Below are 23,684 nucleotides of genomic sequence, written 5' to 3'. Positions count from 1 at the left end.
GTTTTGGTAGAATCCCTGGTTCCAATAACCAGGATAGACCAAAGGAAAAATCTGCCATGCCGGTATATCGCTCCAAAACCTCCACCTCAGGCCGCAATATGGCGGGTGCCCGTTCCCTGTGGCGTGCCACAGGCATGACCGACGCGGATTTCGACAAACCGATAATTGCGGTGGCCAATTCATTTACCCAGTTCGTACCGGGTCATGTGCATCTTAAAGACCTGGGGCAGATGGTGTGTCGCGAGATCGAAGCGGCAGGCGGCGTGGCCAAGGAGTTTAATACCATTGCCGTGGACGATGGTATTGCCATGGGACATGGCGGAATGTTGTATTCGCTACCCTCGCGGGAGATTATCGCGGATGCAGTGGAATATATGGTCAATGCCCACTGCGCCGACGCGTTGGTGTGCATCTCCAACTGCGACAAGATTACCCCGGGAATGCTCAATGCCGCGTTGCGTCTGAATATTCCGACGATTTTCGTGTCCGGTGGTCCGATGGAATCTGGAAAGGCGCTAATCGGTGGAAAAGAGGTTCATCTCGATCTGGTTGACGCGATGGTATCTGCCGCCAATCCAAAAGAAACCGACGAGAATGTCGCAATCATGGAACGTTCCGCGTGTCCGACCTGTGGTTCCTGTTCCGGTATGTTTACCGCCAACTCCATGAACTGTTTGACCGAGGCTTTGGGATTATCGCTACCGGGGAATGGTAGTTTGCTTGCAACACATGCCTTCCGCAAAGATTTGTTCCTGCAAGCGGGGCGTCGCATAGTTGATCTGGCGCGACGTTATTACGAGCAGGAAGACAATAGCGTGTTACCGCGTTCGATAGCGAATTTTCAAGCGTTTGAAAATGCCATGTGTCTCGATATCGCCATGGGCGGTTCCACCAATACGATTTTGCATTTGCTTGCCGCAGCGGAAGAAGGCGAAGTGAATTTCACCATGAACGACATCGACAGGTTGTCGCGCAAGGTGCCGCAATTGTGCAAGGTTGCGCCCAGTACACAGCTTTATCATATGGAAGACGTGCACCGCGCCGGTGGTGTATTAGGCATACTCGGCCAACTGGACAGCGCCGACTTAATCAATCGTCAGGTCGCCACTGTACATTCCGCGACTATGGGTGAGGCCTTGAACAACTGGGATATTAGTCGTACCTCAGACGAATCGGTCAGAAAATTTTATTCTGCTGCACCGGGAAATGTTCGCACCACCGAAGCCTTTAGTCAGGAAAAACTTTGGCCTACACTGGATGAAGACAGGAGCAATGGTTGTATACGTGACATGCAACATGCGTTTAGCACCGAAGGTGGCCTGGCTGTTCTGTATGGCAACATCGCCCTTGACGGTTGCGTGGTTAAAACAGCAGGCGTTGACGAAAGCATACTTAAGTTCTCAGGCCCTGCCAGGATCTTTGAAAGTCAGGATGCGGCAGTGGAAGGCATACTTGGCGACAAGATCAAAGCCGGTGATGTCGTGATCATACGCTACGAGGGACCCCGTGGCGGACCTGGCATGCAGGAGATGTTGTATCCGACTTCATATATCAAATCGAAAGGTTTGGGTAAGGCCTGCGCGTTGATTACCGATGGGCGTTTTTCCGGTGGCACTTCCGGTCTGTCCATAGGCCATGTGTCACCAGAAGCGGCGGAAGGTGGCGCGATAGGTTTGGTCAAAGAAGGTGATACGATAGAAATCGACATTCCCAATCGTAGCATCCGCGTGGCACTGAGTGACGCGGAATTGGAAAAGCGTCGGACGGCGATGGAAAACAAAGGCGCATCAGCATGGAAACCGGTAAATCGCCAACGTGCGGTATCGAGCGCGCTCAAGGCGTACGCAGCTATGACGACAAGCGCATCAAGAGGCGCAGTACGTGATGTTTCTCAGTTAGAGAAGTAAGACGTAACGAGCAAGAAAGGATTTTGAAGTGAATGAAATCGTAACGGAAACGGTCGTTGCAGAAAAGATCGCGGACAATATCGTATTGGTGGTGGCCAAGGAGGGCGTCGAAATAAACGCTATCAATGCCATACAATCAAACCACATCATTGAAGAAGCCATGGGTTGTAACTATGGAATGATTATTGACCGCAAGAATGACTATTCGATTGATCCGGTAAACGTCTATCAACTTCTCAATACGATCGAACGCCTGAAAGTGATTGCGCTTGTCCTGCATAAGAAATCTTCGATGAGTCTGGTGAGCACGGAAGAACATCTGTTCAAAGGGCCGTTAAAAGCATTTACGGATCTAGACGCGGCAATTGAATGGACGAAGAAGCAACTACTTAATTTTGAGTGAAACCCTTAGGGTTTATCGAGGAGTTGTTCGATACGTTGTTGCAGGTCGTCTATATCGAATGGCTTGGTCACATAGTCATCGGCACCGGCTGCCAGGCCTGATTTCTTATCGTTTTCGGAGGCGTAGGCAGACACCAGTATGATTGGAATATGGCGAGTTTGTTCGTCGTTTTTTAATTTGCGGCACACGGCCGTGCCATCCACTCTAGGCATCGCGACGTCGAGCAGAATAAGGTCTGGCGTTCGCGATTCCACGCTTTCCAGACACGCCTGTCCATCGTCAACTGTTTTGCACTCATACACTCCATCCAGCATTTCCTGGAATATGGTCTGATTTAAGGGTTCATCGTCAGCGACCAAAATATATTTCATTTCACAGACTCACTTTGGACATTAGCTTTTGGCCTGTATCCTTTCAACCAATTCGATTATGGCATCGACGGTGAAAGGTTTTGTTATCACATCGTACGCGCCTTTTTGTATGGCCTTTTCTCTCGTCTGCGCGTCATGATGACCGGTTAGTACGTAAACCACAGGCGGTTTAGCCACAGCAATTTTGGAAAATTCATCGAGTACTTCGAAGCCATCCATTTCGGGCATAGTGATATCGAGTAATACCAGGGAGAGGACATTGTCGCGGTAGATGTCCAAGGCCTCGCGCGGGCTGGCAGTGGCGTGAACGCGCCAGCTCTCGAGTATTTCAAATACCTCGAGCAGAAACTCAATATTCGTTGGCTCATCATCAACAATGAGTACCGAATAGGGTTGGTTTTTCAATTCTTCGTTCACATCTGCGCCTGAAAAATGCAATTATCGACTACAATGTATTGGCCTCTAACGCTAGATAGCTATTTCCGTTGTGTGCCGGTCGGAATACAGCTTTCCGAACATTAGGGGTATATACGGGTTTTCCAGCAGCTATAATCGGCATCATTGCTCTTTATATTTACGAGGGTTCTATTGTGTTTTCTTTCACGGCCATAGACTGATCCTCAAAAAGAGGGGATTTTGTACGGCCCCGCCGCTTTGCGTTAAAATACGCCGCTTTGTTTTCAACTATATACCTCTCGGGCATCTACGGGAGGCTTAACCCAAGGACACTAATTGACTGATATGGCAAAGATTATCTATACGCTCACCGATGAAGCGCCGGCACTGGCCACCCATTCGTTTCTACCCGTGGTAAAAGCCTTTGCCCAGGCCGCAGGCGTTGTTATCGAAACCCGTGATATCTCTCTGGCTGGAAGAATATTAGCCAATTTCCCTGGGTTTCTAAAGGAAGAACAACGAATTGGTGATGCCTTGGCCGAACTGGGAGCGCTGGCCAAACAACCTGAAGCCAATATCATCAAATTACCCAATATCAGCGCGTCGATACCGCAATTAACGGCGGTGATTAAAGAACTTCAAGACCAGGGCTATGCCGTTCCCAATTATCCGGCGGCGCCAAAAAACGCCGACGAGGAAAAGATCAAGACAGCATACGGTAAGGTGCTGGGTAGCGCTGTTAATCCCGTGCTCCGAGAAGGGAACTCCGACCGACGCGCCCCCGCCTCGGTAAAGAATTATGCTAAAACACATCCCCATACTATGGGCGCATGGACGAGTGACTCAAAATCCCTGGTTCGACATATGGAGCAAGGGGATTTCTACGGATCTGAAAAATCCATCACCATGGACAAAGCAGGAGAGTTTCGTATCGAGTTTCTTGCCGGCGATGGCGGCGTTCAAATGTTGAAGGATAAGTCGTCATTACAGGCTGGTGAAGTCATCGATTGCTCGGTTATGAATTATCGTGCGCTAAGTGCATTCTTGCGTAACGCCATCTCCGAAGCGAAAGCGCAAGGTGTGTTGTTTTCCGTTCATCTCAAAGCGACCATGATGAAGGTGTCTGATCCGATCATCTTCGGCGCGGCAGTAGCGGCCTATTTTCATGACGTCTTTGACAAGCACGCCGAAGCATTGGCCAAGGCAGGCGTGAGCCCGAATAACGGTCTCGGCGATTTACTGACAAGAATCAAGACGCTTCCCTCTGACGTACAGTCCGCGATCGAAGCAGACATCAAGGACTGTATTGATAACGGCGCCGATATAGCGATGGTGGATTCCGACAAGGGGATTACCAATCTACATGTACCGAGTGATGTTATCGTTGACGCTTCCATGCCGGCGATGATTCGAAACTCCGGCAGAATGTGGAACCGCCAGGGTAAACCGCAGGACACGATGGCGGTAATTCCCGATCGTAATTATGCCGGTGTCTACGAAGAAACCATCAACTTCTGCAAAGCCAATGGCGCCTTCGATCCTGCCACTATGGGTACAGTGCCGAACGTAGGTTTAATGGCGCAAAAGGCTGAGGAATACGGTTCACATGACAAGACGTTTCAACTGAGCGCAAACGGAAAGGTCCGCGTTGTCGACGCAAATGGTACGACGCTAATGGAACAGGAAGTGGAAGCAGGCGATATTTTCCGTATGTGTCAGACCAAGGATGCGCCAGTGCGTGACTGGGTGAAACTAGCGGTGACGCGTGCGCGCTTGTCGCATACGCCGGCTATTTTCTGGTTGGATGAAAATCGCGCGCATGACGCGCAGATCATACGCAAGGTTAAACAATACCTGCCCGAACACGATACCAGTGGGCTGGATATTCGAATTTTGTCACCGGTTGAAGCAACACGTTTTACGTTGCAACAAATTAAACAAGGCAAGGATGTGATCTCGGTAACGGGAAATGTTTTGCGTGACTATCTCACCGACTTGTTTCCAATATTAGAACTGGGAACCTCGGCCAAAATGTTGTCCATCGTTCCGTTGATGAATGGTGGTGGACTGTTTGAAACCGGTGCAGGTGGCTCGGCGCCAAAACATGTGCAGCAGCTAATCGACGAAAACCACTTGCGTTGGGATTCCTTGGGTGAATTTTTAGCGCTGGCCGCATCGTTTGAACACCTGGCGGTGAATTTCAACAACGGTAAGGCGCAGGTATTGGCCGATACGCTGGATCAGGCCACCAGTGTTTTTCTGGACAAAAATAAATCGCCGTCATCCAAAGTAGGTGAACTCGATACCCGTGGCAGTCACTTTTATCTGACGCTTTATTGGGCGCAAGCCTTGGCGGCTCAGGAAAAAGACGCCGAGCTTAAGCAGCGTTTTAGGTCACTGGCAAAGTCACTGACAGACAACGAATCAGTAATTGTCGACGAGCTTAAGCGCGTTCAAGGGGCTGCGGTAAATTTGAAGGGATATTACAAGCCGGATGCAAAAGCGGTGTCGACGGTGATGCGACCAAGCGCCACTTTTAATTCAGCATTGGATGCGCTTTAGCAAACAGCCACCTCGTTACTGACAGGAAGTAAGGACAGGCGGACTTCAGTGCCCATGTCATCGCTGTCGATATCGAGCTGAATGCCGGCTTCCAGAGCGCGTTTACGCATATTGCTCAAGCCGCGCCCGGTAGACGGTTTTTTGATCTCGAAACCTTTGCCGTTATCGCGGATGAGAACTCCATTAGGCGAGGTTTCCACGGTGACGGTGGTTGCTTTGGCGTGTTTAATGATATTGGTAAAAACTTCCTGAATGATGCGCAATAAGTGCATCATTTCACTTCGGCTGAGGTGGCGTGTATCTGGTTCCTCAAACACGCGCCAGTGAAATTGCCCCCCGTGACGCTGCAACAAAGGCTCTATGCGTTGACGCATCGCACCCAACAAAGTATTGAGGTTGCCCGGTTCAACATCGACGGTGTCTATCATCAAGCGTAATTCGCTTAGGGCCTGGCTGATCGTCTGATGTAGCGGCGTATTTTCATTGCCTTCACTATGGGCCAAGGCCGTGAGTAAGTGCCCGCCTAAGCCGTCGTGCAATTCACGCATTATCCGTTCGCGCTCGGCGTAAACAGCCTGCTGGGTTTCCAGTATTTTGAGTCGCTCATAACTTGCGGCCAATTCACGATGTTTTTCTTCTACGCGTTGGTTCAATTCAAGATTAAGTTTTTCTGTCTGCTCCGTTGAACTGACAAAGCGCGCGGTAATATCGGCGGCAAGCACGAGGCTGAGAAACAAGGGACAAATTTGAAATGTCATCGGTCGCAGATGGTGGTCGCTAAATATGGCAAAGCTAATGTCATATCCACCCATGACAAAAATCAGCGACATCACCACTAAATATGGCATGGCATTGTTAGAGAAGTGGCGTCCTTGCCACAGTAGCCAGAGTATCCAAATACCCTGAATGGCACTTCCGATGTGCCAAAAAACACTAATGTCCTGTTGGTAACGAATCGGCGCCATCATCGCCACGATGCCAAAGGTTACGGCGTGTAAAAAAAAGAGTTTCTCATCCAGGCCACCGCCCTGTAGTCCAAGTTGGCGTTTTACCATGAGAACCACGCCATAAATAAACCAGGAACCCAACACCAGTATTCCCCAATGGAATAAATGAAATGGAAAAGCGGCATTGGAAAACGTGGTATACAACCACAATGAAGCAATTGCACTGACGACAAAAAACTTTCGATGTATGTTTTTTTGCGGACGCAGCATCCACATCCAGGCATTGAACACCGTAATGCCTAACATGGTTATGAGTGAGGCAATTGCTGGCATAACCACGGTCGCAAAATGATAGTTGTAATAGGGTGCGAGTACGTTCAGTGGACCAATATAAACAGGGTTGAGCCCAGAGTTGTTGCCAGCATATCCGGCGACCAACAAAGTGATGGTGTTTTCTCCTTGCTGCAACATCTGCGACGGCAATTCAAATAAGAGCGGACGTTTCCAGTTTAGCGTGTATGGTATTTCCATACTGCCGCCGTCATCGACGAAGATGTCATTGATATAAAGTGCCGCGTTCTGACTGACGCGCGGTAAATATACGCCCCAACGCTGCGTAGGCGTTTCCGCAAGATTCACTTTGAAGCGATAAGTGACTTTGCCTTCGAAATCTTTACGCGAGAAGTTCCAGTTATCCGGTAGCGTTACGTGTTGCCAGTTATCGTCTTGCGTATCCAGTAGTGAGTCGGCGTGTACGTTCAATTCACCTTGTTTGAGCACATGAACACTATCGCCCAATTCCGGATAAAATATGTCTTGGACATTCCACAAAAAAAACAGGCCCGCGCAGACCGAAATCCACGTCATTAACCAGACGACTCGATTAGAGTCAGTTGATACCAAGTCGGGATGCTGCATGTAGGGCTTCTATTTTGTTATGAATTGCCAGCTTGCTATAGATCTTGCGTATATGCGTGCTAACGGTATTGAGGCTAATGTGTAACTCCCTGGCAATTTCCACGCGTTTAAATCCATGGGCAACCATGCGTAGAATCTCGCGTTCGCGTTCACTGAGTGAGGTATCTCCAGCGGTATTTTGTTCGTCTGTGGTTTTATCTTTGCCCAGCAAGTCCAATAGATAGCAGGCCACCTTGGGGTCTATCGGACTGCCGCCGTCGAGGACAGATTGGATATTTTCCGTTATAGAGGCGGAGTCGCTATCTTTGAGTAGATAACCTTTGGCTCCGGCACGCAAAGCCTCTATGACATGTTTCTGGTCACTGAACACGCTGATGACCATGCAGTCTGTCATGCAATCGCTAGCGGTGATCACCTTGATCAACTCCACGCCGCTACCATCGGGTAATCCCAGGTCGGTAACCACCAGTCTCGGCCGGTAAGTAAAGAATGCTGTTTTTGCCGCCTGCAGTGTTGCCACTGTTGCGATTACGTTTAGTTCCGGTTGTGTGGATAGAATACTCGCCAGGCGCTGACGTAAGGTGTCATCGTCCTCGACCAGAAGTACGTCATGGACAGTATTTTTGGCCAATTGGGGTAAGGGTGTGCTCATAAGGCCTCAATGGGTAGGTAAAGACAATACACTCTATCCAGATACCTATTATTTTAGTTATGAATCTCCCCGGGCATAGCTCTAAATAATACGAGTTTTTTTCTCTGATGGAGCAAAAATAGTGCAGAGTTCCCTCGCAAGCTATCATACCCCCAGTGAACACCGGTACAAAATCACCTGTTTAGGTGATTGCGGCGTGGTGTCTGGTAAATTGAAGTGACTACCTTCCCCGTAGTGTTGTTTTATCCCATCGCAGACTGGAATAGTGTTGCCGACTTTAAGAGGCGCCCGGGGACAATTATGACAGTTTGGTAATACTCGCCATTTCACCTAAAACATAGGCTATTCTTCATGGAAGATTCATTGAATCAACCCAAGAATAGGGTCATACAAAAACACTTCCTGAAGAGAAGTGGGGAGGTCCAAATGCTGAAATACATCCTAATGCTGACATTGGCAAGCCTGACAGTTGGCTGCGCGATCACGCCAGGTGTCGATCTTGTTCGCGAAAAAAACATCGCAATACAGACGGATGACTCCGCCAAGGGCGAGCTACGCAATATCAAGATTGAAAAATACGATGACAAGATACTTATTACCGGTTTGGTATCGCGGGATACTCAGATCCGTTTACTGAAAGGACATGTCCATATCGATGTATTCGACAAGTCAAACGTCATTCAGAAAAGTGTTGAGAGTGACTACCGCTTTCGTAGAACAGTTGCGAGAACTGCAAAGACCGCCCGCTTTGCCGCGTCACTGGATATAGAACCGGGGCCAAATAGCCGGGTCGTGGTGTCCCATCATGACTCCAAAACAGCGACCGAGCCTGGCAGAGCTCAACCGGAGTTGCCGCCAGTGCTTGATAATGTCAACGAAGGTGGTGGCCTGTTTATTATTGAATAAGAACGCGCAGGCGTAAGAGCATAATCCGAAAAGGCGCTGGACACATTCAGCGCCTTTTCTGTTTATCAGCTTTGCATTCCTTCAAGATCTAATAGGGTATTAAGCTCGATGAGCGTCCACTAGATTGTTGTAGAGTATCGAGAAGTGTATCTATAGGCAGATAACGCACAACAAAAGCACTTACTCAGGTATTACCCACATATAGGCTTTGCTAGTCTGACGGTGACGCCAGTAAGCCTTTACTTTCGCCTTAACATTCGTACTTTCGTTTGCGGTTTTGACCGAGGCAAGAGACACGACTTTGGCTTGTTGATCGACGTTATCGTTAATCACTGTTGTTTTCTTATGCACGATGACGTCTTCTGATACTTCAACGCCGCCCTGGGAGGCGGAGAGTTCCACTAAAGCCTTTTTAAACAGAACATCACGGGTTTGATTGGGATCGAAGTGTTCGGACATGCTCACAACAACGCCCTCAGACGGAACGTAGTTAACCCAGCAAGGCATGCCGTTACGACCAAACTCGTTTGGTCCACAGTTTTTCCCGCCAGTACTCGCACACGCAGAAACACCCAAAATAAATAGTAAAATAAGTGAATTATTGATCATCGTTCAAGGTTATCCGAACAAGCGCTTGATATAAGACGCATATCGGTTGGTGAGGAGGGGAACTTGAGCAAGACTCATAGTTAAGCTGTTTCCATTGCTCTGACGGTCGCCTGTGGAGGAGGGTGACGGGAGTATATCAACTTGTTCACTGTATCTCAGTATTATCAAAATAAAAACGGGCCCGACAGGGCCCGCCAAGTAAAGATGCTGTTACTCTACAGTTTGTGATCACATATTGTTTGGTTGGACTAAAGCGTCCAGGCGTTGAAAGTAATCGTTTAGCTCAGTCTGGCTTTGAGTATCGTTCATGGAAACCTTTGTCGCTAGATTTACATCAATGCGCTTAGCGCCTCCGTCTACTTCGCTAATATTGACTACAACTGGGCTCTTCGTTCTTCCCAGCGGGTCACGCGCCTGTACGACGCCGTTTCTGCTATCGACACTGGTAATTTCCCAGCCCATTGCCTCGGTCGCAATAACTACCCTGTCCTGAAGAAAATCGGCATCGTAGGTGTCATCATAAAAGCGTGGTCCATGTGTGACCAGCGCGGAATTACTACCTGCTTGTTCTGCGATGGAAACTGCGGCACCAACGGCTAAAACAAGGCCCATGATTGATATAGAAACTAACTTGGAATTTTTCATATTATTACCTCGAAAGTTTTCACTTGGCCAACGATTATGCGCAAGTGTTGTAATTTGGGTATCGGCTAGAGGGAGCAAGGTTAAATGAATGCAGAGAGAGAAAATCGGAACTGGCGCATGCTTTTCCTGGCGTATGTGAACCAATTCACGAACATGATCGTCGATCGAATAATCAACTAATTAAAACGTACTAGAGGGGAAAATTAGGTTTAAAACCAGATAAAACTGCGTCGGATAGAGGAATTCATTCTCACTGGAAAACAGACTAGACGCTCCAACGCTAGTTCGGCTTTAGACCAAAAATGAGTCTACTTCAAACTATGATTTTATTAGTTTACCGAAATATGAATGTGATCGTTGTGGCCGGATACAGAGTAGTTGTTTCCCAGTTTTTTCTTTAAGTGAGGGCCAAAATTTTCGCGCTTGCTGGCAAAAGATTCAAAGGAATCCTGTATGGCATCGACTATCGCTTTAATCGCTCCTCCCTGTGGATAGCCGATCGCGATCTTGGTACCGTTGACACGGGAAATATCGACAGCCTTACTTTGCATGTGTCGACTGGGCAAGGTGTGGGAATCTTTGGCAGAAGAAATATATATTTTATCCAGGGTGAAGCCGCTGGCAACATCAGCTTTTATGCAGTGATTCAGGCCGTTGATCAAAACCTGGGCTACATCCTTATTTACCGAGTTCGCGAATTCAACGACAACACTATTAATTGAGGATGGAATCGTAGGCATTTTAAACTCCTTTATTATAACAATTTATAGGTTTTGGCATTTATGACGAGTTGCCAGGCTTTCTTCGCCGCTTCTAACTGGCTTGTATTGGCATTAGGCTCCATATGACCCGCCCACTCGGGCGCGATGTCTCCGTTAGGTAAGATATGCTCATAGTAAGCAGTTTGCGAAAGTGCCTCATAGCAAATGATGCCCATTACTACCGTCGCATCGCCTAGAGTAGAACGGCTTGGTTTTTTATCATCCAGGCAATCTGCTAAAACCACGACAAGTTCATCCGGATTTCGCCGCGATAGTATGTTTTCGATTTGCATCTTTTCAGAATATACAAAGCGCTTTAATTCAGGGTTCCAGAGATATTTTCCCGTCATCTGGCTAAGCTCGACCAACAGGGGGTCCGAATACATGGGAGGTGAGGGGGAATCTCCAGACTGGCATCCAAAGAAAATTATCACGATGCTAACGAAAAAAAAGCGGTCTAATTTCATACATGCTCTGCGTTTGGAAAATTTCCATTAAGAACTACATATATCGCTATCACACAAGCTATTACGGTTTTGGGGTCAACTTTAGCTATTTGACTGGGTCTACAATTTGAAATATACACCAATTTATCCACAGTTATCCTTTTGCGAATAAAATGTTACTGATGCAAGAAACTTAAAAGTTCAGCAACGACCGTCGATGGCGAGATTACTTCACTATTTCAAAATACCTTTCAAATTTAGTTTAAATGTCTCGTTATCGAAAACGAAAACCGACAGATAGACTATGTGTGATATCGCTAAGCGTGCCAAATTCGATCTCTGGTGAGTACTCAAAGAACATTTGATTGGACGGACTTAATTCATACATGGCGCGCATATGGGCCTTTAAAAACAAACCAGAAATGTTGTCAGTTTTGTCGATGTGCAGTCTGGGCCCTAAAGAAAATCCATATTGCGGACTGATATCGCCTATTCTATGGGTATAGAATGAGCCGGCGCCAAAGTCGACCGCGTTTCCGTCTCGGTTTAATTGAAAGCCTGCAAGTAGCGCCAAATCGGTCGAACGGTTAAATCCTTTGTGATAACCCAAGGCAGCCTTGATTGGTAGGGTATTATCAAGCACTCCACCAACAGCAATTTCTAATGCTGAGTCGCCTCTGTCTGCCAAAGAGATCGTGGAAACGGTTATTAATGCAACACCAAGCAGCTTTGCGCCTAATTTCATAACTACTCCAGATTGCAACTTACGACTTCTTGTGTGTCACTAACATAAATTGTTTTCTGACACGCCTTGCCATGATTTTCAACGACTACCTGATGTGTGCCTGAGGGCAATGCCAGCACCGCAGCCAGGCCATCATACTCATTCGCTTGACCTACTTTTTTACCATCGACATAAACAATAGACGATCCCGGTTGAACTTTGAAAATAACGGTACCACTCTGGTCGCCTGCCTGAACCGCGGTTCTCGGAGCTGCACAGGAAAAAATGCTTAGGCAAAACAATAAAAAAATCAGTTTTTTCATTTACTGTTCTCCAATACTTCCTGCCCTACCTTAAACCCTGAACCTTCTACAATACTGCAAATAGCAGCCTGATCCAGGTCCGAACTTCCAATCAATGTCTCCACACGAATCTTTCCAACCCGAGCCCCCGGCTTCATTATGATGGCATTTGTGCTAGGGTTTCGAATTTTTCGCGGCGCGGCTCTTACGACTAAGATATCACCAATGTTCAATCCGCTTGGCGCTCCGGCGCCAATAATAATCCCGTCGCTGGTGTCGATAACCTGCGTCTTCCATTCAAGCGCATTGAGTGAAGACATCATATTGCCAACCAGCTTAGCAATAGCGCCATTCAATGCGCGGTCTCCGAGCGTGGCATCGTAGGTTGACTTGCCTCCAAAACCGAGGGTTTGCGAAGACTCATTTGTTGCGGATGCTTCACCAAACTCAGAAAAAAAGGCAACGCCGGACTGTGGGTCTACTAATCGAATAGAAACTTTGGCGCGCGCTACTTGTGTCTTCGTTTTGCTCAGTCCCGCATCCACCCATTCTGTTTTCGTACCGAATTCAGTTACTGCGCCGAAAACAAGCGCGGAAACACCGACAAAATCATTGCTTTGTCCCTGTAGTTCGTTTTCAGATCTAAGGTCTTTGAGGTTTTCCCGTTCGACCACAATATAACGACCCGCCTTGATCAAATGAGATGCAAGCATGTCGCTAGCCTGTCCGCCAAGATCATTGATCTGACCAAACAGATTGTTTCCGTATCCTGTTTTGTCTTCAAACTTTGCAATAGCAATTCGATGCTTCAGTCCCTGAACAACGGGAACGGTTAAATTTGCCGATGACATTTCAATTGGCGTCTCAGTGGCGGGAACTTCTCTAATCTCTGAGGCACAACCTGAAATGAGTATCAAAACAAAAGAAAGAGCAGTTATTGCCGCTGTTATCCTCATTTAGCGATACCCCACGCTTGCATAAATGGTCCATTCGGAATAGTCGAATACATCGTCGTTGTATTTTCGTCTGCGATAGGCTCGTAGGGAACAACGGCGGCATGTATAGCCGCATTAATCAGTGCTCCAACTAAACCTCCATTGTTATTGCTGTTTGGCGCTTTGGAAAGTAGTCTATGCATTTTCCAAAGCAAGTTCCCAGTCTGTGCGTCGTACAACTCCATGTCTAAGCCCACATTGACGGTTGAACTTAATACAATATACTTGGAGCTCCATTCGGTAACTCGCGTCTTAATTATGGCATCTGCGCCAAATATTTCGTTAAATTTCTTTGGATCAAGTTGGTTGATCATTGCCGCCTCTTCCAACTTGTTGGCATTGAAAATTTCGCGCACCATTTCCGGAGATATGACGTAAAAACCCCGCTCCGCCAAACGAGTGGATATGATGGGATAAAGCTTCTCCTCAACTTCGGTATTTGACGTCAGATTTTCAGGCGGTAGAACGGCAATTACGCGAGGTGGAGCAGTGTTCAACGAGTCATGCACAAACTCAGGATGCAAGCCCACGCAACCAGAGGCGACAACGGAAAAGAAGATAAGCAATAAAATAAAATATGTTTGATTCATGATTAACACCTAGTCGTTCTTCTTGTATTTTTCAAGTATGAGTTTCATAGCGTTTTCCGAGTAAGGGTGGTGTCTAATCTCAGTGTTGATTTCCTCGATACCCTGATTAATATGGCCTTTCGTGATTAGGTAAGTGCCATAGCTGGAATGAACGCCGGGTAAGCGTTCGTTGTATTTGATTGCTTTCTCGTAGTATTCAGAGCAATCTTCCTGCTTCTTAAAGTGGCAGGACTGAGCGCTACGATATTGGTTCCAAGCCGGGTGCGCGACACAACCACTAATGATGATGGAAAGGAGGGCCACAAAGACTTTGTGATTCATCTATAAATCCTTATTTTTTTAATTGGGCCAAGTCTATGTTATTTCTTTAATAAAAGTAAATAACTTTTGTAAACGCAATAACCCATATTTTCACTCAATTTTCTAGTACAAAGGGAGTAGTCGATAGTAGCGCCTACCCGTTGCACGAGAAATGGGATTTGTATGCTTTGCTTCGTTATGCCTACACCGAGATGGTTATCCCAAAAAAAGATTGAAGTGTAGATTCTTTGTTGTTGCGAGTCATGTGTTTGAAAAAGAAAAAGTTGTCGAATAATTATATTTCGATTTTTTGCTGTTATGCGGACAGACAAGGCGGGGATATTCCTGGTATCCGAATAGCCACTAAGTTCGATGAAGTATACGGTCGATATTTTCCTTCGTGTTCATGGATGAACTGACAAAATTCCCAACTAACCGCTAAAGCGGCAATATTAAACTCGCCATTATACTCCCTATCTGATTCTCTGAAGTGTAAATATCGCACACGCTCTAATCGCATTTATGCACATTAGTAGATTTCCTTCCTGAGTAAGGTCTTTAGTGTGGACGCGCTGTTCACGCGACTAAAAATATCATAGGAGACCTGTATGTTTAATAAGAAACGATATCTCGGCTTGATGCTGATGACATTGTTAAGTATTCCGATGGCTGCAAGCGCTGGTCCGATTTATGGCGTTCCCTCGGACGTGTTGTTTTCTAAATGTCAGAATGGTGACAATTCCGCATGCCGAGACTTTGTCGACAGACACTACCGTATACCCTGGTTTGAAAAATCCCTTGCAAGAATATTTGGCGCCCAGGAATTGTATATTCACCTCCCTGGTCCATCTGATGAGCCTGTTTACTATCCTAATTTGATAAAGCAAAGCCGCCTTTTGTTTGTTGATATGTTTAAAGAGGACTGGAAGAGAGTATTTGACAATGGTTTTACAGACCCAAGTCCTATTGAAAGCCACCTCAAAAAGTTGCAACAAATTAGGGCGAATATTCAGGCAGAAATTAACGCAGTTAACAAAGGCTTATAACTTTGCAAGGAATCGAACATGAAATATTTCACCAATTTAAAAAGACTGTCGCTAGCAAGCATGTCAGCAGTCATTCTCACTTTCAACCTGTCACTTATTGAGGCTCACGCCGATGTGTCTCGGTCGGTTACAGGTAGTACATATTACGAAGTAACCAAACAGTGCGTGGAAGATCTCAGTGCTGGTGCGACAGATAGCATGCCTTGTTTCCTGATTGACGATTTTCGTGTGTTGGGCCCAATGGTAGAGAAACTAATGGCCGATTTGCGATTTGTTGATCACACTCATGAAGAGCCTCAGATCGTTATACCATGGCCTGTTGGCCCTCAATGTTTAAGTTGTCCACCAGAATTCGTCAAAGAGCTTCTTCTCGATAGAGAGAAAGCAATGAATCTTGTCGAAATCAATAAAGCAAAATTTTCTGGTCCTTCCACTCAAGAGAAATTGCAGGTACTTTCCGAGATATTAAGTGCTGTAGATGCCAGAATCGCAGTTATAGAGGAAAATATGTAGTCGAAAGCCAAGGGAATGAGGAGGAATTGTCTACAATCACCTCATTCCCCTTTTCTAATATTCCTTTACCAATAAAGACAGCAACATTCAATTTAGGTGGTGTACACCTGGCTTCAGTTAGCGATCTCGTCAGGGTAGCGGCGCGAGGGCGAGGAAAGCGTAGTCATAGGAGAATGCGATGTTTTATTCGAGTTCAGCAGCGCCTTGAGTATTGTTTACCTCGGCTCCGGAATAATCACCCGCTTCTCATACTTCCACGACGTTGCATAAAATTCTGAAATACTGTTCTTCACGATTTGTTTGCGAAAGGCATTGTCGATACGTATCCAGCGTTCGATCAGTTCCTCGGCCAGGCCTTCTTCGAGTAATGACTCGCGCAGTAATTCGGTGCGTATATCAAACAATTTATCAGTGATAAACATGGCGCGATGGGCCATATACGGTTCTTTGCCGAGATAGGGTTTTTTACCGCCCATTTTTTCCGCCATAAATTGCGTCTGGCGTTTTTCTATGGCGGTTTGGTCGTGGCCTTCAAAAAAGCGTCCTAGCCACGGGTGTTGATAGACCTTGTCGTAAAAACGCTTGTGTACGCGATCGAGGGTTTCGATGCCGCCAACGCGGTCGAGTAGGGTGGTTTTGTTTGTCATATAGAGTCCGGTGCTAGTGTTCCAGCTATTTTGCCTGCCATCTCAGAAAAAGGTAGGCTAGAATCGTTGGATCGAATGATAACCATTAGCCAAAACTGCTATTGAGTAGGGATAGAACCAGGTTGCCAGTGGTATTTGATTGCGCCATCATGGAAGTGGCCGCATTGTCGAGCAATTTTGTTTTCAAGAGACTGCTCATTTCAACTGCGTAGTCGGCATCTTCGATTGCAGATCGTGAACGGGAATAAGACTCGTGATTGGTTTCAAGTTGCGCAAGCATATGTTCTACACGATTCAGTTGCGCCCCGTAACGTGCGCGTTGGCTGTTCACAGTATCAAGTGCAGTATCAATTAGGGTTACTGCTTCCTGCGCACGCTTGACGACATCAAGGTTTCGTAGATGGAGTAAGGATGTGGAGAATTGCTTAAGATCAACCTGCATGGCATCACCAGGGTTGGCGCCATACTGAAACATGTAATGTAATTGCCCCAAGGAGCGGCGCGTACCTGATGTAGTGGTAGCAGCGCTAGCCACAACCGGAAAAGTGACGTCGAAAAGTGTCGGATTTTCCTGAAAACCTTCGATATCGGGAATGACTCCTTCGGCACTCGTATCTGCTCTTAATGGGGCTCCACCCGCTTCAAGCCCGCCAATTGCTCCCACATCTTCCGCATTGGCCAGGTCAAGGCCCAGATAATTGGTATTGATATAGGCATTTAGTTTGCTCATAAATTGCGACTCGTTGTTATATCTGGCAGGGCCTGTCAGACCGGCAACAGAATTGATAGCGTCGTACAGGTATCGGGAGCCGTGAGTCATCATAGTATTGTTTAGTTCCGTAAAAAGCTGGTCCATGCTCGCGCTATTAGAAATTAAAACATCATTGATATAACGTTGCGCAAGATAGGATTTTGAGCGCATAGCGCTGGTGTCTGCCCAGGCGGTGAGGTCTTCAGTTTTTACTACGTTGACTCCACCGTCGGCAGCCACACGCTCGTCACCGCCAATAAGTAATTCGCCAGCACCCTCTTTGAACCATTCTGGTAGTGCTGCCATATCGACATTACGGTGCATCACAGCCTTGGTCATTTCTCTGGCTATGATACGATCAAGATAAAGAGGACCGCCACCACCATTTGGGATTTGCGCTCCGCCAAACATATTCATATCCAATGTTAGTGTTAAGCCGGTACCTAATCGAGACGGCGCATCATATGTGGCTGTAATCTTCGCACCTTCCGGTCCAATCGAGCCAGTATCATCAAACACTACTTCCAAGGGTTCATTGAGGTTGGCTGTAATACCATACCAAGTGCTCACCGCGTTTTCCGCTTCCTGCATCCATGTTGCTTTGAGTGCATACAATAAATCGTCTTGTGGTTCGCCAACCGAGACGGCAATCGTTCCTTCCACTAGCGGTGTTAAAAGATGGATGCCATTGAATTCAGTTTTGTTGAAAGTCGACTGAATTTCCATCGTCAGTTGATCCACTTCGAGTTGCAGATTGCGTCTGTCTCCAACGCTGACAGTAGCTGTGTTAGCTGCTCGCAGCGAGAGTTCTCGCATGCGTTGTAACATACCATTGACTTCAGACAATCCGCCGTCGGCAACTTGCAGCATTGAAACAGCATCGTTAAGGTTTCTTTGTCCGACGCGCATGCCGCGTATTTGGGAGGTAAAACGTGTAGAGATAGCTAACCCTGCCGCATCATCACGTGCAGAATTAATTCTTAGTCCGCTTGCCAGCCGCGTAGTCGTCACCGACATAGATCGCGCATTATTGTTATAGATACGGTCAAGCATCAGACCGCTTAGGTTTGACGCTATTTTCATTTAATAAATCAATGTTTTCTTTTTATCTCTCATATATATATCGTGCATAGTTCACATGTTTTTTAGACTGACTTGCGGATTATTTGTGCCAAATACTGGAGTGGGTCTAAATGCTTAGGGCGAAGGGAGTATTTTGGAGGATGGGGGGCGAACTAAATCCTGGGTTTGATAGATCACGCTACTGGACTGGTCGCGATTGTACGCGATCGAGGGTTTCGATGCCGCCAACAAGGTCGAGTAAGGTGAGTTTTTGTGTCATATAGAGTCCACTGGGTGACCTAGGGCTGTTTACAGGATTCTAAAGAGTACTACTATTGTTTAGCAGCAATTCCGCCAACTGATCACGAGATAATTCGCCAATTGCAACTTTTAGCGTCCAATCGAATAGGTCTTGGTTGCTTAGCGTCGGTTCGAAACCATTCAACACCATAAACGTCAACATGCATGCGGCGGCGGTCCGTTTGTTGCCGTCCAGGAATGGATGATTTTTCGCTATGGACAGACAATATTGCGCCGCCGTTTGAAAAATATCGTTCGAATGGGAGAATGTTTGATGCGCTTGATCTACCGCCGATTCGAGCAAACCTTGGTCACGCAATCCGTGAAGCCCACCAAACACATTGATTTGTGAGTGGTGTATTGCTAGTACGACTTCAATGGAAAGAAAACGCGTTTCAGGCATCAGAAAGCTTTTTGAACGCTGCGCGATATTTCTCAAGGACATGATCGTGTGCTGCCATAGCCTCTTCGTATTCCGGTGTTACTGGAATGAGAATCAATTGGCCATTTTCTTTTTTGATCTCAAACTTTTGACCTTCTTTTAGATGTAGCTCTTCCACAATCTCTGAAGGAATTGTCGTGACATAGCTGGTGCCGACTTTACGTAGAGAAACACTACCCATAATTCTTCTCCGGGGTTGAATATATATTGAAATATATATCGGCCGGGATGATTGTCAAGATAAGAGTTCTGGAGATCCCCTTGGATAAAACAATCATGGGCGAATACGATTTGTTCCTCCTATTACTCCTCAAGAAACCAATCACTTAGCAACACCGTGTGAAGTATGAAAAAAATTAAATATTTCATACTTTTTACATTTGGCGTTATACTGAGCGGGCCTCTGCCGATCGGGGCCTGTGTCTGAGCTGACTAGGTTTTTAAGGCTGGCTGTACAGGGAGGGTGGTGTATCCGGTCTGGTTGCTGGCAGATAAAACATATAAATTCAACAGATTACAGGTCGCCATATGTTTCGTTCTACTTACTCCGTTTCGCGCTTCCGCGCATTATTCCTATTGATACTCCTTGGCGGGTTTGGCCAGGCCCAGGCCCATTTTCAGATGATTATTCCCTCGGATGACATGGTCGCCCAGGGGGAATCACGTAGTCTTAAACTGGACCTGTTATTTTGGCATCCGTTTGAGAACAAAGGCATGCACATGGCGGCGCCGGTGCAGTTTGGGGTGATGGTCAATGGCAAGAAGCAGGATTTACTCGGCGAACTTAAGTCATTGAAAATGAGCGATATGGAGGGTAAGGCCTTCGATATGTTCAAGGCCCGCTATGCGATGCGCAAGCCGGGTGACCATACCTTTTATGTAGAACCCCAACCCTATTGGGAGCCGAGCGAGGACTCGTTCATCGTGCACTACACCAAGGTCATCGTGAATGGTTTTGGTCTGGAAGAGGGTTGGGATCAGGACGTGGGCTTGAAAACCGAGATTACGCCGTTGACCCGTCCATATGGTTTGTGGGCGGGCAATGTGTTCCAGGGCATCGTCAAGGTAAAGGGTAAGCCTGTCCCGTATGCCGAAGTGGAAGTCGAATTTTATAACCCGGACGGTGCGCGCAAGGCACCGGCGGACCCGATGATTACGCAAGTGATCAAGGCCGATGGCAATGGTGTGTTTACCTACGCCATGCCGTTTAAAGCTTGGTGGGGTTTCGCGGCATTGAATACCGATGACAAAAAAATGAAACACGAGGGCAAGGACAAGCCGGTGGAAATCGGCGCGGTGTTATGGGTAAAGACGCATTGATCGGGGGAAACGCATGAAGCCTTGGATAGCTTTTTTAGTATTGATGTTTTCGGCGGGCGCGGCGCAGGCGCATAAGCTGAATATTTTTACCTATGCCGAGTCGGGCAAGATTTTTGTGGAGTCGTATTTTTCTGACGGGATTATTCCCAAGGATGCAAAGGTGACGGTGAGCGATGGCGACAATGCGATGTTGCTCGAAGGCGTGGTCAATGAAGAAGGCAATTACACCTTTGCTACACCGTCGGTGAAAAAGATTCAGATCAAGGTAGACGCCGGTTTGGGTCATATCGTCAAGGCGACATTGGAAGGCGGGGAAATGACCTCGGTTTCGGCAGACCCTTCCAATGCCGTCAGTGACGATGCAACTAGTTCGACAGCAAGTAGCGGCATCGATGCACAAATACGCAAGGCGGTTGCCGACGCGAATCGACCATTAGCGCGCGAGTTGTCGGAATTGAAAAACAAAGTGTATACCAGCGATATCGTCGGCGGTGTCGGTTTTATCGTCGGCATACTCGGGGTGTTTGCCTTTCTCAAGGCGCGTAAAGAAGGTGAAAAGGCGTAATGCACATATCAGAAGGCATACTGCAAGGGCCAACCATCGCAACCGGTTTTGCGGTCGCCGCTATCGGTGCGGCCTTGACCATGCGCAAAATGGATCTGGAAGAGATTCCAAAAATCTCGGTGATCACGGCGCTATTTTTTGTGGCCTCCTTGATTAAAGTGCCGATCGGTGTCGCGAGTATTCATTTAATTCTCAACGGTGTTGCCGGTATCGTGCTCGGTAAACGCGCCTTTGTGGCGATTATGATCGGGATTATTTTTCAGGCGATTATCTTTGGCCATGGCGGGATATCGGTTATCGGCGTGAACACGGCGATGATGGGGACGGGCGCGCTGGCGGCTTATGGTGTTTGGCAGTTGCGTCATCGCGTTGGCTTTGCCAAGAAAGAATTGATCTTCGCCTTTCTTGCCGCGGCAACGGCGACGATAACCTCCGGTTCGATTCTGGCGCTGGCACTGGTGAGTACCGGCGAAGAGTTTCTGACCAATGCGTCGATCATATTCACGATGCATATTCCGATTATGATTGTTGAAGGCATAGTCGCGTCGGCGATTGTGGGTTTTTTATTAAAGGCCAAACCGGAAGTGCTTGCCGGTTATCGTGCACCTGGGAGTGAGTAAGTATGGCATTGGATATCGATCGTTACGCAGGTAATGCCTCGGCGCTTCAACGCTGGGACCCGCGCATCAAGATTTTTTCGCTTGGTGTGTTTGCCTTTTGTATCGCCTTGCTCGATTCGATTCCTCTCGTCATGATCGGTTTTCTATTGGCTGCCACCCTGGTGGTAATGTCGCGCCTGCCGTTGCATTTTGTACAACACGGCCTGGAATTCGTTTTAATCTTTTTGATTCCCTTCTTTATTGTATTGCCGCTGACCATACCGGGTGAGGCAATGTTTCATGTGTTTGGGATAGCCTTTGCGTGGGAAGGGCTACGTCTGGCGGTCATGATTGTGTTCAAGGCAATCTCGGTGGTGATGACCACGTATGCGATCTTTGGTACGACGCGTTTCGATACGGCAATGATTGCCTTGCAACGTCTGCGCTGTCCGACAATTCTGGTGCAGATGTTTTTGTTTACCTATCGTTTTATTTTTGTCTTCGTCGAGGAAATCAAACGCAAGGACACGGCGATGAAGTCCCGTGGTTTTGAAAAGCGTTTCGATATGCGCACACTGACCACGGTCGGCAATTTCATCGGCACACTCATCATCCGCAGTTTTGAGCGCACTGAGCGCGTGTATAAGGCGATGTTGTCCAAGGGCTATACCGGCGAGTTTCACACCCTGCGCGTATTTCAGGCGGAAACAAAAGACTGGATAAAGGCGGTGTTGATTATTTGCATCGCGGTGGCGCTGACCTATGTCGACGTAATTGAATTTTTTCCCATCGCCCAAAAGGCATGGTATTGAGGCAGGTGAAATTTATGAATAACACACCGGTGGCGATTAAAGTAAACAATGTGGCGTTTACCTATTCCGATGGACACGAGGTGCTCAAGGGTGCCGATTGTGTGATACGCAAAGGCGAAAAAGTGGCCTTGATCGGGCCGAACGGCGCGGGTAAATCGACGTTTATGAGTCTGCTCAATGGCGTCTCCATGCCGACTTCGGGTTCGATTGAAATCGAAGGCATGGAAGTACGCAAAGAAAATCTCGGTGATATCCGCCGTCGCGTGGGCATCGTGTTTCAAGACCCGGATGATCAGTTGTTTTCGCCGACGGTGTTTGATGACGTGGCCTTTGGTCCTCTGAATCTCGGCCTGCCGCGAGAAGAAATACAGCAACGTGTCGACGAAGCCCTGGAGACGGTTGGTCTCAAAGGTTATGAAGATCGCTCGTCGTTTCATTTGTCTTTTGGTGAACGCAAGCGTTTAGCATTGGCAACGGTGTTGTCGTATCAACCGGACATCCTGGTATTCGATGAGCCGTCGACTAATATGGACCCGCTCAATCGCCGCAAACTGATACAGTGGTTACAGGAATCCGATCGCACGATTATTTTGTGTACCCATGATCTCGATATCGCGTTGGATGTGTGTGATCGTTGTTTGATGTTGTCCGATGGCAAGTTTGTCGCCGACGGTCATGCCCAACACATCTTGCAAGACAAGCAATTACTCGAACAATACAATCTCGAATTACCGCTGGCGATTATGACGCATGAGTTGCTCGAGGAGCGTCTGCGTAGTGGCACTATGGATGACGAACACAAGCGTATTATCGCCAAGTTTCTGCACGCCCATCGACATACACACGGACCGGATGCAGAAGAACATATTCACATTCACTTCCATCACGGGCATAGCGAAGGGCATAGTCACGAGCACCATGATCACGATCATCCACATACCCATGAGCATGAAGAGCATGTGGAGCCGGTAGCACAGGGTGAAGACGTGGTCGTATTCGAAGAAGTTGCGGTGGGTGTGCATTTAGATGTTGACGCGCATACCCACAGCCATGACCATCCTCACGATCACGATCACGATCACGATCACGATCACGATCACGATCACGATCACGATCACGATCACGATCACGATCACGATCACGATCACGATCACGATCACGATCACGATCACGATCACGATCACGATCACGAT

27 protein-coding genes and 1 pseudogene are annotated in these 23,684 nt (G+C 47.4%); 11 read left to right on the top strand and 17 right to left on the bottom strand.

Annotated features, from left to right (window positions below; all coding sequences use genetic code 11):
• The first annotated feature begins 56 nt into the window (after window positions 1-56).
• Together ilvD and OEZ43_07560 are read left to right on the top strand one after the other, a co-directional pair.
• Window positions 57-1,907 carry a dihydroxy-acid dehydratase gene (ilvD, locus tag OEZ43_07565; GenBank protein MDH5545432.1) on the top strand — a complete coding sequence of 617 codons (1,851 nt, stop codon included), beginning with the start codon at window positions 57-59 and terminating at the stop codon, window positions 1,905-1,907.
• 28 nt (window positions 1,908-1,935) lie between these two features.
• Complete coding sequence (locus OEZ43_07560) at window positions 1,936-2,310, top strand: hypothetical protein (protein ID MDH5545431.1); 375 nt, start codon at window positions 1,936-1,938, stop codon at window positions 2,308-2,310.
• A gap of 5 nt (window positions 2,311-2,315) precedes the next feature.
• Here OEZ43_07560 and OEZ43_07555 read toward each other — a convergent pair whose 3' ends face one another.
• A complete protein-coding gene (locus tag OEZ43_07555) occupies window positions 2,316-2,681 on the bottom strand; it encodes a response regulator (GenBank protein ID MDH5545430.1) in 366 nt (121 codons plus the stop codon).
• A 21-nt stretch (window positions 2,682-2,702) separates the two neighbouring features.
• On the bottom strand, window positions 2,703-3,098 hold the full coding sequence (locus OEZ43_07550; protein ID MDH5545429.1) for a response regulator: 396 nt from the start codon (window positions 3,096-3,098) through the stop codon (window positions 2,703-2,705).
• Window positions 3,099-3,422: 324 nt separating this feature from the next.
• On the opposite strand from OEZ43_07550, the gene OEZ43_07545 reads away from it, so the two are divergent.
• Window positions 3,423-5,639 carry an NADP-dependent isocitrate dehydrogenase gene (locus tag OEZ43_07545; GenBank protein MDH5545428.1) on the top strand — a complete coding sequence of 739 codons (2,217 nt, stop codon included), beginning with the start codon at window positions 3,423-3,425 and terminating at the stop codon, window positions 5,637-5,639.
• Here the strand turns inward: OEZ43_07545 and OEZ43_07540 are convergent.
• Entirely contained in the window at window positions 5,636-7,504 is a 1,869-nt protein-coding gene (locus OEZ43_07540; GenBank protein ID MDH5545427.1) for a hypothetical protein, read from the bottom strand. The two genes, OEZ43_07545 and OEZ43_07540, sit on opposite strands and share 4 nt — an antisense overlap.
• Entirely contained in the window at window positions 7,476-8,156 is a 681-nt protein-coding gene (locus OEZ43_07535) for a response regulator transcription factor (protein MDH5545426.1), read from the bottom strand. The genes OEZ43_07540 and OEZ43_07535 overlap by 29 nt, the downstream gene beginning before the upstream one ends.
• A 426-nt stretch (window positions 8,157-8,582) precedes the next feature.
• On the opposite strand from OEZ43_07535, the gene OEZ43_07530 reads away from it, so the two are divergent.
• Window positions 8,583-9,062, top strand: coding sequence for a hypothetical protein (locus OEZ43_07530; protein MDH5545425.1), 480 nt, complete (start codon window positions 8,583-8,585; stop codon window positions 9,060-9,062).
• Window positions 9,063-9,242: 180 nt separating this feature from the next.
• On the opposite strand, the gene OEZ43_07525 is transcribed toward OEZ43_07530, so the two are convergent.
• From OEZ43_07525 to OEZ43_07485, 9 genes are all read right to left on the bottom strand, one after another.
• The gene (locus tag OEZ43_07525; protein MDH5545424.1) at window positions 9,243-9,671 is read right to left on the bottom strand and encodes a hypothetical protein; all 429 of its coding nucleotides are present in this window, start codon (window positions 9,669-9,671) and stop codon (window positions 9,243-9,245) included.
• Window positions 9,672-9,899: 228 nt separating this feature from the next.
• The gene (locus tag OEZ43_07520) at window positions 9,900-10,316 is read right to left on the bottom strand and encodes a hypothetical protein (protein ID MDH5545423.1); all 417 of its coding nucleotides are present in this window, start codon (window positions 10,314-10,316) and stop codon (window positions 9,900-9,902) included.
• A gap of 329 nt (window positions 10,317-10,645) precedes the next feature.
• Complete coding sequence (locus OEZ43_07515; protein ID MDH5545422.1) at window positions 10,646-11,056, bottom strand: hypothetical protein; 411 nt, start codon at window positions 11,054-11,056, stop codon at window positions 10,646-10,648.
• A gap of 14 nt (window positions 11,057-11,070) precedes the next feature.
• A complete protein-coding gene (locus OEZ43_07510; GenBank protein MDH5545421.1) occupies window positions 11,071-11,544 on the bottom strand; it encodes a hypothetical protein in 474 nt (157 codons plus the stop codon).
• 253 nt (window positions 11,545-11,797) lie between these two features.
• Window positions 11,798-12,268, bottom strand: coding sequence for a hypothetical protein (locus tag OEZ43_07505; GenBank protein ID MDH5545420.1), 471 nt, complete (start codon window positions 12,266-12,268; stop codon window positions 11,798-11,800).
• Window positions 12,269-12,270: 2 nt separating this feature from the next.
• On the bottom strand, window positions 12,271-12,570 hold the full coding sequence (locus OEZ43_07500) for a PEGA domain-containing protein (protein MDH5545419.1): 300 nt from the start codon (window positions 12,568-12,570) through the stop codon (window positions 12,271-12,273).
• Complete coding sequence (locus tag OEZ43_07495; protein MDH5545418.1) at window positions 12,567-13,505, bottom strand: hypothetical protein; 939 nt, start codon at window positions 13,503-13,505, stop codon at window positions 12,567-12,569. The genes OEZ43_07500 and OEZ43_07495 overlap by 4 nt, the downstream gene beginning before the upstream one ends.
• A complete protein-coding gene (locus OEZ43_07490) occupies window positions 13,502-14,134 on the bottom strand; it encodes a DUF799 domain-containing protein (GenBank protein ID MDH5545417.1) in 633 nt (210 codons plus the stop codon). Before OEZ43_07490 ends, OEZ43_07495 begins: the two co-directional genes overlap by 4 nt.
• A 9-nt stretch (window positions 14,135-14,143) precedes the next feature.
• A complete protein-coding gene (locus OEZ43_07485) occupies window positions 14,144-14,455 on the bottom strand; it encodes a hypothetical protein (GenBank protein ID MDH5545416.1) in 312 nt (103 codons plus the stop codon).
• Between the two features lie 587 nt (window positions 14,456-15,042).
• On the opposite strand from OEZ43_07485, the gene OEZ43_07480 reads away from it, so the two are divergent.
• Both OEZ43_07480 and OEZ43_07475 read left to right on the top strand, forming a co-directional pair.
• Window positions 15,043-15,480: a hypothetical protein gene (locus OEZ43_07480; protein MDH5545415.1), complete on the top strand. Its 438-nt coding sequence runs from the start codon at window positions 15,043-15,045 to the stop codon at window positions 15,478-15,480.
• A gap of 18 nt (window positions 15,481-15,498) precedes the next feature.
• On the top strand, window positions 15,499-15,993 hold the full coding sequence (locus OEZ43_07475) for a hypothetical protein (protein ID MDH5545414.1): 495 nt from the start codon (window positions 15,499-15,501) through the stop codon (window positions 15,991-15,993).
• Between the two features lie 215 nt (window positions 15,994-16,208).
• On the opposite strand, the gene OEZ43_07470 is transcribed toward OEZ43_07475, so the two are convergent.
• The 4 genes from OEZ43_07470 to OEZ43_07455 form a co-directional block, all read right to left on the bottom strand.
• Window positions 16,209-16,640, bottom strand: coding sequence for a group 1 truncated hemoglobin (locus OEZ43_07470; GenBank protein MDH5545413.1), 432 nt, complete (start codon window positions 16,638-16,640; stop codon window positions 16,209-16,211).
• Window positions 16,641-16,725: 85 nt separating this feature from the next.
• Window positions 16,726-18,474, bottom strand: a complete 1,749-nt coding sequence (locus OEZ43_07465) for a flagellinolysin (GenBank protein ID MDH5545412.1) — start codon at window positions 18,472-18,474, stop codon at window positions 16,726-16,728.
• Window positions 18,475-18,772: 298 nt separating this feature from the next.
• A complete protein-coding gene (locus tag OEZ43_07460) occupies window positions 18,773-19,198 on the bottom strand; it encodes a type II toxin-antitoxin system death-on-curing family toxin (protein MDH5545411.1) in 426 nt (141 codons plus the stop codon).
• On the bottom strand, window positions 19,149-19,376 hold the full coding sequence (locus tag OEZ43_07455; protein ID MDH5545410.1) for an AbrB/MazE/SpoVT family DNA-binding domain-containing protein: 228 nt from the start codon (window positions 19,374-19,376) through the stop codon (window positions 19,149-19,151). The genes OEZ43_07460 and OEZ43_07455 overlap by 50 nt, the downstream gene beginning before the upstream one ends.
• Window positions 19,377-19,723: 347 nt before the next feature.
• On the opposite strand from OEZ43_07455, the gene OEZ43_07450 reads away from it, so the two are divergent.
• The 5 genes and pseudogenes from OEZ43_07450 (at window position 19,724) to OEZ43_07430 (ending at window position 23,225) form a co-directional block, all read left to right on the top strand.
• Window positions 19,724-20,515: a DUF4198 domain-containing protein gene (locus tag OEZ43_07450; GenBank protein MDH5545409.1), complete on the top strand. Its 792-nt coding sequence runs from the start codon at window positions 19,724-19,726 to the stop codon at window positions 20,513-20,515.
• A 13-nt stretch (window positions 20,516-20,528) separates the two neighbouring features.
• Window positions 20,529-21,080, top strand: coding sequence for a hypothetical protein (locus tag OEZ43_07445; GenBank protein MDH5545408.1), 552 nt, complete (start codon window positions 20,529-20,531; stop codon window positions 21,078-21,080).
• On the top strand, window positions 21,080-21,700 hold the full coding sequence (cbiM, locus tag OEZ43_07440; GenBank protein ID MDH5545407.1) for a cobalt transporter CbiM: 621 nt from the start codon (window positions 21,080-21,082) through the stop codon (window positions 21,698-21,700). The genes OEZ43_07445 and cbiM overlap by 1 nt, the downstream gene beginning before the upstream one ends.
• A 2-nt stretch (window positions 21,701-21,702) precedes the next feature.
• Window positions 21,703-22,491 (top strand): cobalt ECF transporter T component CbiQ, encoded by a 789-nt coding sequence (gene cbiQ / locus OEZ43_07435; protein ID MDH5545406.1) that lies wholly within the window; start codon window positions 21,703-21,705, stop codon window positions 22,489-22,491.
• 14 nt (window positions 22,492-22,505) lie between these two features.
• Window positions 22,506-23,225: pseudogene (locus OEZ43_07430) on the top strand (energy-coupling factor ABC transporter ATP-binding protein).
• Window positions 23,226-23,684: the final 459 nt, after the last annotated feature.

This window comes from Gammaproteobacteria bacterium, from assembly GCA_029881255.1.
In the GTDB taxonomy this organism is placed as follows: Bacteria; Pseudomonadota; Gammaproteobacteria; order S012-40; family S012-40; genus JAOUMY01.
The sequence above is the reverse complement of the archived record's forward strand: the minus strand, read 5'-3'. Positions and strand labels throughout refer to the sequence as shown.